Origin of the sequence: Bacteroides clarus YIT 12056 (genome assembly GCF_900129655.1) — a bacterium.
Taxonomy (GTDB): Bacteria; Bacteroidota; Bacteroidia; order Bacteroidales; family Bacteroidaceae; genus Bacteroides; species Bacteroides clarus.
The window spans coordinates 164,157-178,964 of the sequence record NZ_FQWK01000001.1; the positions used below are offsets into that span (position 1 = coordinate 164,157).

The 14,808-nt window shown below is 46.8% G+C and carries 12 protein-coding genes; 4 read left to right on the forward strand and 8 right to left on the reverse strand.

The window, feature by feature from the left end; all coding sequences use genetic code 11:
- Positions 1-19: 19 nt before the first annotated feature.
- On the forward strand, positions 20-1,459 hold the full coding sequence (cls, locus tag BUB52_RS00660) for a cardiolipin synthase (RefSeq protein WP_009122961.1): 1,440 nt from the start codon (positions 20-22) through the stop codon (positions 1,457-1,459).
- Positions 1,460-1,500: 41 nt separating this feature from the next.
- Here cls and rsmD read toward each other — a convergent pair whose 3' ends face one another.
- From rsmD to BUB52_RS00675, 3 genes are read right to left on the reverse strand one after another with little or no spacing between them, the layout of a single operon-like run.
- Complete coding sequence (gene rsmD / locus BUB52_RS00665; RefSeq protein ID WP_009122962.1) at positions 1,501-2,049, reverse strand: 16S rRNA (guanine(966)-N(2))-methyltransferase RsmD; 549 nt, start codon at positions 2,047-2,049, stop codon at positions 1,501-1,503.
- Positions 2,040-2,819, reverse strand: a complete 780-nt coding sequence (locus BUB52_RS00670) for a DUF3822 family protein (protein WP_009122963.1) — start codon at positions 2,817-2,819, stop codon at positions 2,040-2,042. The genes rsmD and BUB52_RS00670 overlap by 10 nt, the downstream gene beginning before the upstream one ends.
- Before the next feature lie 16 nt (positions 2,820-2,835).
- A complete protein-coding gene (locus BUB52_RS00675) occupies positions 2,836-3,522 on the reverse strand; it encodes a hypothetical protein (RefSeq protein ID WP_009122964.1) in 687 nt (228 codons plus the stop codon).
- Between the two features lie 95 nt (positions 3,523-3,617).
- On the opposite strand from BUB52_RS00675, the gene BUB52_RS00680 reads away from it, so the two are divergent.
- Positions 3,618-5,081: an ATP-dependent DNA helicase gene (locus tag BUB52_RS00680; protein ID WP_009122965.1), complete on the forward strand. Its 1,464-nt coding sequence runs from the start codon at positions 3,618-3,620 to the stop codon at positions 5,079-5,081.
- A 71-nt stretch (positions 5,082-5,152) separates the two neighbouring features.
- On the opposite strand, the gene alaS is transcribed toward BUB52_RS00680, so the two are convergent.
- The gene (gene alaS, locus BUB52_RS00685) at positions 5,153-7,774 is read right to left on the reverse strand and encodes an alanine--tRNA ligase (RefSeq protein WP_009122966.1); all 2,622 of its coding nucleotides are present in this window, start codon (positions 7,772-7,774) and stop codon (positions 5,153-5,155) included.
- A gap of 185 nt (positions 7,775-7,959) precedes the next feature.
- On the opposite strand from alaS, the gene BUB52_RS00690 reads away from it, so the two are divergent.
- On the forward strand, positions 7,960-8,928 hold the full coding sequence (locus tag BUB52_RS00690; RefSeq protein ID WP_022218068.1) for a M23 family metallopeptidase: 969 nt from the start codon (positions 7,960-7,962) through the stop codon (positions 8,926-8,928).
- A gap of 33 nt (positions 8,929-8,961) precedes the next feature.
- The gene (locus tag BUB52_RS00695) at positions 8,962-9,354 is read left to right on the forward strand and encodes a MerR family transcriptional regulator (protein ID WP_009122968.1); all 393 of its coding nucleotides are present in this window, start codon (positions 8,962-8,964) and stop codon (positions 9,352-9,354) included.
- 4 nt (positions 9,355-9,358) lie between these two features.
- On the opposite strand, the gene BUB52_RS00700 is transcribed toward BUB52_RS00695, so the two are convergent.
- The 4 genes from BUB52_RS00700 to BUB52_RS00715 form a co-directional block, all read right to left on the reverse strand.
- Positions 9,359-11,620, reverse strand: coding sequence for a RelA/SpoT family protein (locus BUB52_RS00700; protein WP_009122969.1), 2,262 nt, complete (start codon positions 11,618-11,620; stop codon positions 9,359-9,361).
- 73 nt (positions 11,621-11,693) lie between these two features.
- Positions 11,694-12,992, reverse strand: a complete 1,299-nt coding sequence (locus tag BUB52_RS00705; RefSeq protein ID WP_174263183.1) for a lytic transglycosylase domain-containing protein — start codon at positions 12,990-12,992, stop codon at positions 11,694-11,696.
- Positions 12,993-13,036: 44 nt separating this feature from the next.
- Positions 13,037-13,888 carry a DUF5683 domain-containing protein gene (locus tag BUB52_RS00710; protein WP_009122971.1) on the reverse strand — a complete coding sequence of 284 codons (852 nt, stop codon included), beginning with the start codon at positions 13,886-13,888 and terminating at the stop codon, positions 13,037-13,039.
- Positions 13,885-14,775 carry a ParB/RepB/Spo0J family partition protein gene (locus tag BUB52_RS00715; protein WP_009122972.1) on the reverse strand — a complete coding sequence of 297 codons (891 nt, stop codon included), beginning with the start codon at positions 14,773-14,775 and terminating at the stop codon, positions 13,885-13,887. The genes BUB52_RS00710 and BUB52_RS00715 overlap by 4 nt, the downstream gene beginning before the upstream one ends.
- Positions 14,776-14,808: the final 33 nt, after the last annotated feature.

The following is a 14,808-nucleotide window of genomic DNA, read 5'->3' on the forward strand; positions in this document are numbered from 1 at the left end:
TACTCTTTATGACAAATGTATGTTTGATTGGAACCTCATAGCCAGCCTGATTGCCACAGTAGCATTTGATATAATCTATTTTGGTGCAATTATCGGAACAATTACGGTCATCATCCTCGACAACCGAAATCCGGTAAAGACGATGGCGTGGATATTGATATTAATGTTTCTGCCATTAGCGGGGCTTGTGCTTTACTTCTTCTTCGGTCGTAGTCAACGGCGTGTACGTGTCATCGGGAAGAAGAGCTACAACCGTTTGCTGAAGAAGCCGATGGCGGAATATCTTGCCCAGAATTCGTGTGTACTTCCGATGAATTACAGCCGTCTCATCGCCCTGTTCCGTAATACTAACCAAGCATTTCCTTTTGACGGAAACCGTGTGGAAGTCTATACGAGAGGGCTTTCCATGCTCCAGTCCTTGTTGCGCGAGTTGCAGAAGGCTACGAAACATATCCACATGGAGTTCTATATTTTTGAGGATGATGCCATCGGGCGTATGGTGCGAGATGTATTGGTAGATAAGGCAAGACAGGGGGTAGAGGTACGTGTTATTTATGATGATGTGGGATGCTGGCATGTTCCCCACCGTTTTTATGATCAGATGCGTGAGGCGGGCGTGGAAGTGCGTAGCTTTTTGAAGGTTCGTTTTCCATTGTTTACCAGTAAGGTGAACTATCGTAATCACCGTAAGATTGTGGTCATTGACGGGCGTATCGGATTTGTCGGCGGAATGAATTTGGCAGAGCGTTATATGCGCGGATTCTCTTGGGGTATCTGGCGTGATACTCATATTTTGCTGGATGGTAAAGCTGTGCACGGCTTGCAGACGGCATTTTTGCTCGACTGGTATTTTGTAGATCGTACTTTGATAACGTCCGCCCGCTATTTTCCAAAAGTCGATAATTGCGGAACCTCGTTGGCGCAGATTGTAACAAGCGAACCGATAGGCCCTTGGAAAGAGATTATGCAGGGACTTGTCATGGCGATAACCGGTGCACGAAAATATTTCTACATACAAACTCCTTATTTCCTGCCGACGGAGGCCGTTGCCGTAGCAATGCAGACAGCGGCTTTAGCAGGAGTTGATGTGCGTTTGATGCTCCCTTACCGTGCAGATAACAGGCTGACGCATTTAGGCTCTTGTTCTTATTTGGCAGAAGCATTACGGGCGGGAGTGAAAGTTTATTTCTATAAAAAAGGATTTCTGCACTCCAAATTGATGGTTTCGGATGATGAATTATCTACTGTAGGCTCTACAAATGTGGACTTCCGCAGTTTTGAACATAACTTTGAAGTGAATGCATTTATATACGATACTGAAACGGCTCTCCAGATGCGTGAGATATTTCTGCAGGATCAACGGGAGTGTGTACAAGTATTCTCCAAGAACTGGGAAAAACGACCGTGGTATCGTAAGGCGGCAGAGAGTGTGGTGCGTTTGCTGGCACCACTTTTATAGTTGAAAGTTGAGAGTTTGCCACACAGTGAAACTTTCACCTTTCAGCTATCAACTCTCAACTTAAAAAAGGAGAAGTTTACGCTACCGTATACTCTTCTTTCTACAAAATGAGGATGGCTTTCAAAATTATTGCTTTTTCCATGTTCCAGAACAAACAGACCGTCTTCTTTTAAAAGGTTATTTTCAAAAATCAGGTCAGGTAGAGTTTCAAGTCCTTTTAGCTCGTAAGGCGGGTCGGCAAAGATGAAGTCGAACTGCTCTCGGCCGCCTCGTATGTATTTGAATACATCACCGCGGACGGGTAGACATTTGTCGGTTTTCAGTTCTTGCATCACTTTACAGATAAAGGCGTAATGGTCACGGTCTCTTTCTATACTGATAACCTGGTCGCAACCTCTGGACACAAGTTCTATGCTGATACTGCCTGTACCGGCAAACAGGTCAAGGGCACGTACACCCTCCTCAAAGTCGAGATAGTTGGATAGTACGTTGAACAGGTTTTCTTTGGCAAAATCCGTAGTCGGGCGTGCTTTGAATGTATGAGGCACATCAAAGCGTCTTCTTTTATATATTCCGCTGATTACTCGCATAGGTTAATGGCTTGCAGGTCAAGATTAGTGGCAGGGTTCATGATGAATACCTGTCGGATGAATTTTCTCAGTTCGGGTAGCAGTTGCTCTTTGTCGGACAGTTCGCCGGTAAGGTGAAGTTCGTCGCGTTCCTGTTCCATGCCGAGTTGTTTCCATATATAGAGGATGTAGTAGATACGGTCGTTGGCTTCCTTGCACGCAAAAGCGTTGGCGAATGTCAACCGGCCACGTTCGTAGGTGTATATGTCTACTGCTTCTTTACGTAGATGTACATACATTTTCCGGCAGTTACCCAGCCGGCTTTTAGTCGCAAAGTATTCTATAAACGGACTTGCTTGAGAATAGAAACGGATGTTCGGATATTGTTCCCGTAAAAGTGAACAAGTACTTTTATCCATACCGAACAGTACGACTATATTGTTTTTGTGCAAAATATTATATTGTACCAGTTCGTTTTCCTGCTTGGGGTGATTATGATAGAATACGGTTTCTACCTGTTCATCCTCAAAAAACTCTAAAGGAATGAATGTGAAGCGCTTGTTTGCCATGAGCACATTGACACGGCGGAAAGCGAAGTTCAGCCATTCCACTTCCCGGAAAGTTTGTTTCAGGTTGGCGGTGAGAGATAAAGAATCGTCTACCTCACGCTCATAGAAAGAAACTTCACCGTCGCCGAGAGGGTTGAATATAGAAAAAGAAAATCCATCCGTACTGAGACGGATGGATAAGGTATATTGTTCCGATTTACTAAAATCAGTTGTTTCTATCATACGTATTGTCGGTGGATTATTCCCAGTTACCGGCGTTATTGTTAGCTGTTTCCAAGCTACCGATCATCAAACCTGAGTATTTACCCAACTTAGTTTGAAGGTCTTTCAAGTTAGCGATTTCCTGCTTGTCCAAACCATTCAGATATACATCGTACGGAGTCTTAACTTCGAGCAGACAGAAAGGAGCACCTGATTTGGCTGTATCGTTGCGGATAGCCATTTCAAACTGCGCACCGTTTCCGAAAGGAACATATCTCATAGAATCTGCGTTGAAGCCTTTCGGGAAGATAGTATCCAATACGGCTACCCACATGGTATCACGTTTGAAGTTTTCCAATCCCCATTTCTTTACTTCTGAATAGTTACCGGTCTTCTTGGCTTTATTGATGATGTTGATAGCTTTCTTTTCAGTCAAACCGTCTTCCAACTGTTTGTCATCCAATTCTCCTTGTTTGAAGATGAACGGAAGTTTCTGATTCTTTACGAAGTCAATCAGCGTATCGAAGCTGGCGGTATATTGTTGGTCGTGCAAACCACGATATTCCAACTGTGCTTTACGGATGTCGATCAGACGTGCGATAACTGCTGCGTCTCTGTGCTTTTTGGCTTCTTCAAAGTTTATAGGACCCATGATACTGGCATAGCAGATATAAACTAAGACCAGAGCACATAAGCCTAAAACGATATTAAATACTGTTTTCATGATAAATATGTTTTTTAGTTGTTATATTCGCACCGCAAAAATAAAAGAAATAAATTTAAAAACGATAGTTCCCGTTACTTTTTTCTATTACAAAAATGATAAATAACTATTTAGAAAGGCAAATTAAGGAAAATTTTCCTTATCAACCAACTTCGGAGCAGGAAATTGCAATAAAATCTTTGTCGGAGTTCCTTTTGTCGCCACGCAGCGAGGCGGTTTTTCTGCTTCGTGGTTATGCCGGAACGGGTAAAACGTCGTTGGTAGGCGCTTTGGTCAAGACGTTGGATAAGTTGCAGCAAAAAGTGATATTGCTGGCTCCGACGGGGCGGGCGGCGAAAGTATTTTCTGCTTATGCGGGACATCCGGCGTTTACAATTCATAAAAAAATATATAGACAGCAATCATTCTCTAACGAGACAAGTAATTTTTCTGTGAACGATAATTTGACAATTCACACGTTATATATTGTGGATGAGGCGTCGATGATTTCCAATGAAGGCCTGTCGGGAACTTCATTCGGAACGGGACGTTTGCTGGATGATTTGGTACAGTTTGTTTATTCCGGTACGGGGTGCCGTCTTTTACTGATGGGCGATACGGCGCAGCTTCCGCCGGTAGGAGAGGAACAAAGTCCTGCACTTTTTGCCGATGCTTTGAAAGGATATGGGCTGGAAGTACAGGAAGTGGATTTAACTCAAGTCGTCCGTCAGGAACAGCAATCGGGTATATTGTGGAATGCAACCCGTTTACGGCAACTGATAGCCGAAGATACTTGTGAAGCGTTACCGAAAATAAAGATAACGGGCTTTGCGGACATAAAGGCATTACCCGGTAATGAGTTGATAGATAGGCTTGAAACATGCTATGACCATGACGGATTGGATGAAACCATTGTGATATGCCGTTCCAATAAACGGGCGAATATTTATAATAACGGTATTCGTGCCCAGATTCTTTGGAGGGAGGATGAACTGAATACGGGAGACTTGCTGATGGTTGCGAAAAATAATTATTTTTGGACGGAACAGCTTCAAACGGATATGTTGCGCAATGGCGAGAAGAAAGAAGCTGTTGCGCAAATTCCCGATTTCATAGCCAATGGTGAAACCGCCATAGTACGCCGGGTACGCCGCACCCGTGAGTTGTATGGTTTTCGCTTTGCCGATGTGACTTTGGCATTTCCTGATTATAATGATTTTGAGTTAGAGGTGAATCTCTTGCTGGATACTTTGCATAGCGACGTCCCCGCGTTGCCTAAAGCAGATAACGACAGGCTTTTCTATACTGTTCTGGAGGACTATGCTGATATAACGACGAAACGTGAACGGATGAAAAAGATGAAAGCCGATCCTTTCTATAACGCTTTGCAGGTGAAGTACGCTTATGCCGTGACTTGCCATAAAGCGCAGGGCGGGCAGTGGAAGAACGTTTTTCTTGATCAGGGATATATGACGGACGAGTATCTGACACCCGATTATTTCCGTTGGCTGTATACAGCCTTTACCCGTGCTACGGGGACGTTATATTTAGTAAATTATCCGCAGGAACAGATTGGATAAATAAAAGAAACCCCGTCTTGGCAAAGGAAGCCGAGACGGGGTTTCTACTTTATGGTGATTGGAATAATCGTTTAGATATTTGCCAGTTCTATCACTTTCTCAACTGCTGCATTCAGCCCGTCGGGGTTCTTACCGCCGGCAGTTGCAAAGTGAGGTTGACCGCCACCGCCGCCTTGTATCAGTTTGGCGGCTTCTTTCACCAGATTACCGGCTTTCAGGCCACCGGCCACCAAATTGTCGCTCAGCATTACTGTCAACATCGGTTTTCCTTCAAATACTGTTCCTGCAACGAAAAAGAGGTTTTCTGTAATTTCCCCGCGCAGTTGGAAAGCGATATTCTTGACTGCATCGGCAGGTATCATGGCTGCACAGAATTTGATTACTTTCACACCGTTTATTTCCTGAATGTTCTGTAAAAGTTTCTCTTTCAGTTGCGCTTCTTTCTCTTTCATAAAGTCTTCCACCTGTTTCTTCAAACCTGCATTTTCCTCGATGTATTTGCGGATTGCGCCGGACAAGTCGGGAGCGTTGTTGAAGAGCGCTTTCAAATCGCGCATGGTATCCTGGAACGTATCGAGCATTTCTTCTACACGGGCTCCGGTATAGGCTTCGATACGGCGGACACCGGCTGCAACGGAACTTTCGGATACGATCTTTATCATTCCGATGTTTCCGGTAGCGGCTACGTGCGTACCACCACAGAATTCGATGGAAGAACTGAATTGGATAACGCGTACATGGTCACCGTACTTCTCACCGAATAAAGCGATAGCTCCCAGTTCCTTGGCTTCTTCAATAGGAATGTTGCGATATTCTTTCAAAGGAATATTGGCGCGTATCTTGGCATTTACAATATGCTCTACCCGGCGGATTTCTTCGTCCGTTACTTTCTGGAAGTGAGAGAAGTCGAAACGTAAGGATTCCGGACTAACTAAAGAACCTTTCTGTTCAACGTGCTCGCCCAGCACTTCGCGCAACGCTGCATCCAGCAAGTGAGTGGCAGAGTGGTTGGCGGCGCAAGCGGCGCGTTTGTCCGTGTCTACACATGCCATGAGCGGAGCTTCCAAATGTTCGGGAAGCTTCTTGGTAATATGGATAGGAAGATTGTTTTCCTTCTTTGTGTCAATGACTTCGATTGTTTCGAATTCGTTCACCAATACACCGGTATCACCTACCTGACCGCCACTTTCGGCATAGAACGGGGTTTTGTCCAATACAATCTGGTACAATGTCTGGTTTTTCTGCTTTATCTGTCGGTAACGCAGAATGGATGTTTCGTATTCCGTATAGTCGTAGCCTACGAATTCGGTTGTACCTTCCTGCAATGTAATCCAGTCTCCGGTTTCCACGGCTGCTGCATTACGTGCGCGTTGCTTTTGCTGCTGCATCTCGGCGTCAAATTCTTTGATGTCGGCTGTCATACCGTTTTCGCGGAGAATAAGCTCCGTAAGGTCGAGCGGGAAACCGAATGTATCATAAAGCGTAAAGGCGTCTTTACCGCTGATTTCAGTCTTACCGGCTGCTTTGGCATCCGCCATGGTCTTATCCAGCAGACGTATACCGGTTTCCAAAGTACGAAGGAAAGAATCTTCTTCTTCTTTGATAACTTTGGCTATCAGTTCTTTTTGTGCGTTCAGTTCAGGATATGCACCACCCATATTTTCAATCAGTACAGGCAATAACTTGTACATGAACGCCTGTTTCTGCCCGAGGAATGTGTAACCGTAACGCACCGCACGGCGAAGAATACGTCGGATTACATAACCGGCCTTGGCATTGCTCGGCAACTGGCCGTCAGTAATAGAGAAGGCAATCGTACGGATATGGTCGGCGATTACGCGCATGGCGATATCCTGTTGCTCATTTTTGCCGTATGCGGTTCCTGACATGTCGCCGATTGCTTTCAACATCGGTTGGAAAACATCGGTGTCATAGTTGGAAGTCTTGCCTTGCAATGTACGTACCAGACGCTCGAAGCCCATACCGGTATCGATAACCTTGGCGGGAAGTCCTTCAAGGCTGCCGTCCGCTTTACGGTTGAACTGCATGAATACGAGATTCCAGATTTCGATAACTTGCGGATGGTCTTTATTCACCAATTGCGATCCGGGAACTTTGGCTTTCTCTTCTTCCGAACGTGAATCCACATGGATTTCGGAACACGGACCGCAAGGGCCTGTATCACCCATTTCCCAGAAGTTATCATGCTTATTTCCATTGAGGATATGGTCTTTCGGCAAGAATTGTTCCCAGTAAGAAGCGGCCTCGTTGTCACGCTCCAGACCTTCTTCGGGACTGCCTTCGAACACGGTTGCATAGAGGTCTTTCGGATCCAGCTTCAGCACGTCTACCAGATACTCCCATGCCCAGGAGATAGCTTCTTTCTTGAAGTAATCGCCAAAAGACCAGTTACCCAACATCTCGAACATGGTGTGGTGATAAGTGTCATGACCCACTTCTTCCAAGTCATTGTGTTTTCCGCTGACACGAAGACATTTTTGCGAGTCCGCCACTCTTTTATATTTCGCCGGGTGATTACCCAAAATAATATCTTTAAACTGGTTCATACCCGCGTTGGTAAACATCAGCGTGGGATCGTCTTTAATCACCATTGGAGCCGAAGGCACAATTTGGTGACCTTTACTTTCGAAGAAACTCTTGAATGAGTCTCTGATTTCATTTGCAGTCAACATACTTCTTATTTCTGATTTATGATTTCTGATTTATTGCTTGTGATTTATGACTTACACATTCTATGACTCACCTTCCGATAAATCATAAATCGTCGGTCATAAATCTTATAATTCTTGAAAAAACTGTGCAAAGATAGCTTGTTTTTCGTATTTTTGTCGCATTGATAATGAAATATTTACTCTCAATGCGCAAAGTTTACTACATTTATAATCCGCGGACACAGACTTACGACCGAATTTATCCTACCGTCCGGCAACGGGCGTTGAGCATATTGCGCAGGCTGTTTTTCGGTATGGGGTTGGGAGCCGGCAGTTTCATCATATTATTGCTGATTTTCGGTTCACCCTCCGAGAAAGAGCTGCGGAAAGAAAACAGCCGGCTTCAGGCGCAGTATAATGTCCTTTCACGAAGAATGGACGAGGCGATGGGAGTATTGCAGGATGTACAGCAACGTGACGACAACTTATATCGCGTCATTTTCCAGGCCGACCCTGTTCCGTCGGCTATCCGTAAGGCGGGGTACGGCGGTACAAACCGTTACGAACATCTGATGGATATGGCTAATTCGGATTTGGTGGTAAACACTACTCAGAAGATGGATATGCTCACGAAGCAGCTTTATATCCAATCCCGTTCGTTTGACGACGTGGTGGAGATGTGCAAGAACCATGATGAAATGTTACGTTGCATACCTGCCATTCAGCCGATTTCCAATAAGGATTTGCGTAAGACGGCTTCCGGTTATGGCACGCGTATCGACCCTATCTACGGAACTACCAAATTTCATGCGGGTATGGACTTCTCGGCTCATCCGGGGACGGAGGTATACGCCACTGGCGATGGTAAGGTGGTAAAAATGGGATGGGAAACCGGTTACGGCAATATTATTATCGTTGACCACGGCTTCGGTTATCAGACTTGGTACGCTCACTTGCAAGGTTTCCGTACGCAACTCGGTAAGCGGGTGGTACGAGGTGAGGTTATCGGTGAAGTAGGCAGTACGGGCAAGAGTACAGGTCCTCACTTGCATTACGAAGTGCATGTAAAAGGACAGGTAGTAAATCCGGTTAACTATTACTTTATGGATTTGAGCGCCGAAGATTACGACCGTATGATACAGATTGCGGCCAATCACGGTAAGGTGCTTGATTAATGGATTGTATAACGACTGATTGATAGTATTGTCATGCTGAATACCGATAAAGAACTGAAACTGTATTACTCCATTGGCGAGGTTGCCAAAATGTTTGACGTCAACGAATCGCTGCTTCGTTTCTGGGAGAAGGAATTTCCGCAACTCAATCCCAAGAAGGGCGGGCGGGGGATACGCCAATACCGTAAGGAAGATATTGAGACTGTGAAGTTGATTTATCACCTGGTTAAGGAGCGTGGGATGACGTTGCCCGGCGCACGCCAGCGGATGAAAGACAATAAAGAAGCCACTCTCCGGAATTTTGAAATCGTAGAGCGGCTTAAAAGTATCCGTGAAGAACTTATCGGTATGAAAGAATCACTCGATGCCTTTACCTATGAAGATGTAGAGGCATTGAAAGAGAATCTTATCAAAGAGAATCTTTAAAGGATTATCCCTCTATTCTCGTTACCTGCTTGATATTCTGTATCAGTTTCAAGTTGTCGCAGATGCTGCGCACATCGTCCACGTCATGTACGTAAAGCTGTATCTTGCCTTCAAAAATGCCGTCGGTCGTTTCAATCGTCAGCTTGCGGATATTAACGTTCAGTTGGCGGGAGATGACCTGTGTAACTTCGTTCAGCAGTCCCATGCTATCGATACCTTTCAGATAAATCGTCACAAGGAATGACAACTCCTTGTGAGTATCCCATTCGGTTGCAATGATGCGGTTGCCGTAACTGCTCTTGAGGCGTGCGGCTACCGGACATTGGCGCTTGTGAATGATTATCCGGTTCTGCTCGTCTATATATCCCAGTACATCGTCGCCGGGAATGGGATGACAGCAATCCGCCATGATATAGTTCTTCTGGATGGTTTCCTCCGTAAGTTTCAATATCTGTTTGGTATTGATTTTTTCTTGCGGAGCTTTATCTTCGGACGGCTGCTCCTTTGTGTCTTTGTTATCTTTGTTACCGAAGGAGAAAGTCAGGAACTTCTTCCAGTTGGTACTCTGCTTTTCTTTGAAGGCGTTTCTGTCAGCATCGCCCAATACGAGCTTTTTGCCGCCGACGGCAACGAACAGTTCGTCGCGGGTATGGAAATTGTGCAGACGGGTGAGCTTGTCTAAAGCTGCATCATCCATGCGTATATCCTCATTCTTGAAGAAGTCGGCAAGCATTATTTCACCCTCTTTCTGATGAGCTTTCGCTTCCTTGCGCAGGATGGATGCAATCTTGGCGCGGGCACGGGCGGTAGTGGCATAAGCTTCCCATTCCGGTTGTACGCGCTGCGATTTGGAGGTCAGAATCTCCACCTGGTCGCCGCTCTGCAACTTATGGCTGAGAGGAACGAGTTTGTGATTTACTTTCGCGCCGATGCAGTGGCTGCCGATGTCTGTGTGCAGGGAAAAAGCGAAATCCAATGCTGTCGAGTTCTGCGGCATGGTCTTGATTTCGCCTTTCGGAGTAAATACGAAAATTTCCGAAGCAAACAGATTCAGCTTGATGGTATCCAGAAAATCAATGGCGTCCGGTTGGGGGTCGTCGAGTATCTCCTTGATGGTACGCAACCATTTATCCAGCTCGCCCTCATCCTCACTGCCACCGCCTTCTTTGTATTTCCAATGGGCGGCGAAGCCTTGCTCCGCAACGTCGTTCATACGCTCGCTGCGAATCTGGACTTCAATCCATTGTCCGTTATTCCCCATAAGGGTGACGTGCAAGGCCTGATAACCATTGGCTTTCGGGTGGCTCACCCAGTCGCGCAGACGGTCGGGATGCGGTTTGTATATTTTGGATATGGACACGTATATGTCGAAGCAGTCGTTCAGCTCCTCTTCCATATTGCGGGGTTCGAAGATGATGCGTACGGCCAGCAGGTCATAGATTTCCTCGAACGGCACGTGCTTGGTCTGCATCTTGTTCCAAATAGAGTAAATGGATTTTACGCGGGCGAGAATGCGGTATTTCAATCCCATCTTATCCAGTTGGGCGCGTATCGGAGCGGTGAATTCTTTGAATACTTTGTCGCGCTCTACGGCTGTTGCCGCCAGCTTTTCTTCAATTTCGCGGTACTCTTCCGGATGTTCGTACCTGAAACTCAGGTTTTCCAACTCCGTCTTTATCTTGTATAAGCCTAACCGGTTGGCCAGCGGCGCATAGATATACAAGGTTTCACCGGCTATCTTGAACTGCTTGTTGGGCAGCATGGAACCGAGCGTACGCATATTATGCAGCCGGTCGGCTATTTTGATAAGGATAACGCGAATATCATCGGACATGGTGAGCAGCAACTTCTTGAAGTTCTCTGCTTGCGCCGAGGCGCGGTCACCGAAGATACCGCCTGAGATTTTGGTCAGCCCGTCTACGATTTGGGCAATCTTAGGGCCGAAAATGTTTTCAATATCTTCAACCGTGTAATCGGTGTCTTCCACTACGTCGTGCAACAGGGCGGAGCAAATGGAAGTCGACCCCAAACCTATCTCATTGCACACAATCTTGGCAACGGCGATGGGGTGCATGATATAAGGCTCGCCCGAACGGCGTTTGATTCCTTTATGCGCCTGATTGGCAAAATTGAATGCTTTGGTTATTATTTCGACACGCTTGCGGTGCTTGGTTGCCAAATAGTCGTTCAACAGTTCCTGGAATGCCTGTTCAATCATTTCTTCTTCGGCTTTCTCTTTCTCCTTCTGGCTTACACTCTCTTCCATATACTGTTTCTCCTTTCTTCTTCACTTTTTGCAAAAATAAGCAATTTTCAACACCGGACAAGCATTTATGTCTTTATTTGTAAATCTTCAGTCTCTTTCCTGCGTTAATTTTTGTGCTTCTCAATCCATTCCAGCTTTTTATCTGATTGACGGTGACGCCATATTTACGGGCGATAGTCGACAGGGTTTCTCCGTTGCGTATCCTGTGGTAGGTTACATCGCCTTGTGAAGAACTTTTTCCTTTGCTGCCGCGTGCTTTGCTGCGGGTATCGGCCACGGAAACGGTTCTGCGGTTTTTAAACAACTCTGCGCTGCGATGGGTATAAATCGTGTCTTGTTTGTCAATAAAAGTACTAATGGAGTTTATCGGTAAACGGAGTGTCTGAGGTTTGCTGTCTCCCGGGATGATGTTCTTTTTGTACTGGGGATTCAGGCTCTTGAGCTCATCCATTCCGATGCCGCAAACATCCGCGATTTGCTCAAAGTGCAGGTTGCGGTTCACCTGTACGGTATCTGTGGCATCCGGAATATTGGTTTCCATCGGGCAGATATTGTGCTTGCAGTAGTACGTCATTACGTAGTTGGCGGCTATAAAGGCAGGTACGTATCCCCGTGTCTCTTTGGGCAGGTAATTGTATATTTCCCAATAATCCGTTTTGCCGCCCGCGCGACGGATGGCTTTGTTGATTGTTCCGGGACCGCAGTTGTAAGCGGCGATTACCAGATTCCAGTCCTGATAAATGGCGTACATATCCTTCAGATAACGTGCGGCGGCCCAAGTCGCTTTAATCGGATCGCGGCGCTCGTCCACAAGGCTGTTGCTTTCCAGGCCGTATATCTTGCCCGTGTTCAGCATGAACTGCCATAAGCCGGAGGCTCCTGCACGGGATACGGCCGAAGGGTTGAGAGCCGACTCGATAATCGGCAGATACTTGAGCTCCAGCGGCAGACCGTATGTATCGAGCGCTTCTTCAAAAATAGGCATATAGAAATTGCAGGCGCTCAGCATGAAAGCCACCTGGTTGCGGAGGCGTCCGGCGTACATGTCGATGAATTTGCGAACAATCTCGTTGTAAGGCATCTCCATGACGGTCGGCATACGTGAAAGCCGGTCGATATATACAGAGTCGCTGAATTCCGGATTGACGGTAGAAGTGCTGCAATCCTTTCCCAAATCTATATAGTTTTTTGCTTTCCAGTCGTTGAGCAGGCTGTCTACGGGGTAAGTCATGCTCTTGGGCAGGTCGATAACTTCCCGGCGCTCCGTTCCGTTTTCACGGATGATGACGTCTACGCTTTCCTGGGCATACGCTTGCGGAGCCGCAAGCAATACACTGAACAGCAGTGAGGAACCTATGATTATTCTTTTCATGTATGTAGGTTTATTTGTCATGGATAAATCTGTTTTATTTGTTTTTAAAATCGGAAACTGCATTGCAATCCTACGGAACGGTTGGACGGGTTGCTTATCTGATTGTTGATGACAGTCGGCTCCACCTTCATGCTGAGGTCGGGAGTGATGTCGAAATTGGACAGCTCGGCGTCCACATAGGCGTCGATGACGGATAGCAGATATACTCCGATAAAGGCGAAGATACTTAAATCCCGGTATCTGCGATAGGTGTCTTTTCGCTTGCGCAGCAATTCCTTCAGCTGGGTTTCGGAAACCGTGTATCCGGGGGGCAGCAGGTCGGTGATGCTGCTGGACTGCATGTTGCCGTTCATCGCGTCTTTGTATGCGGTGGAGTAGTCCTTATACATTTTTCCGTTCCACGTCAATGCATAGGCGCATCCGGCGAAACCGCCGTAGAATATAGGCAGTTTCCAGTATTTACGGTTGTAGATTTGTCCGCCGCCGGGAATCACGAGCGCCAGCCAGGTTGCCTTCGTAGGGTTGGGAACCCACACCTTTGGGTTGATTTCTCTTTTCAGACTGTCTGTCGGCGCTTCCGGTTCTTCCAAGGCGGGAGCGGAGGTCATTTCCAATAACTTTTTCTTGTTCTCGGCCGCAATGCTGTCGGCGGTGGCGATGCTGTCCGCCGAGGTAACGGCCTGGTGAAGCACCGGTTCGTCCATTGTCAGACCCAGGCTGTCGGACGGTATCCGGGCAGCTTGCCGTATGGCGTTGAGGGAGTCCGCCTGCAGCCTGTGTATCCTTTTGGCGGCGGCGCGCGGACGGTTCTGACCATACATAGCAATCCCTGCCGTCTGCATAAAGCAAAGCAGCAGGGCGATACCGATTTGATATATTCTTCTCTTCTTCGTCATTTATTTTTCAGCGTATCGAGAATACCGATGATACGTTCCAATTCTTCTTCGTTACCGAACGGGATACTGATTTTTCCTTTCCCTTTTTCGGAGCAGGTCAGTTGTACTTTGGTGCTGAAGAAGCTGGAAAGCTGCTGCTTCAGCATATTGAACTCTTCGGGCAGTTTGGCGCGTTTGGGAGCAATCTTACGACCGCCGCTTTTCACGGTTTCCCCTTCGTTCAATGATTTCACGATTTCCTCTACCTTGCGCACGGAATATCCTTGCTCGAGTATCTCCTCGAAAATCTTCACTTGCAGTTTGGGGTCGCCCAACGTTATCAAGGCACGGGCGTGTCCCATGTCTATCTGCTTGTTTTGCAGTCCCATCTGGATGGGAGCCGGCAGCTTCAGCAGGCGCAGGTAGTTGGCGATGGTGGTACGTTTCTTTCCTATGCGTTCGCTGAGGCGTTCCTGGGTCAGTCCGTATTGTTCCAGCAGGTGTTGATAGGCAAGCGCTATTTCCACGGAGTTCAGGTCTTCGCGCTGTATGTTTTCGATGAGCGCCATTTCCATGACATTTTCATCGTCGGCCGTACGGATGTAGGCGGGGATGCTTGTCAGTCCGGCTATTTGTGAAGCGCGGAAACGGCGTTCGCCGGCAATAATCTGGTATTCATCATCGGATAGCTTACGCAGGGTGACAGGCTGGATGATACCAATCTCTGCAATAGAATCGGCAAGTTCCTGCAACGCTGTTTGGTCGAACTCGCGGCGGGGCTGATTGGGGTTGACGGCAATCTTCGACAATTCTATTTCATTGATAGAGGAAGAGCCTTCGGTCTGCACCTCGTCCATAGAGAGCAAGGCGTCCAGCCCACGTCCTAATGCATTTCTTTTCTGTACCATCTGTTTATTTACTGTTTTACGATTTACAATTTA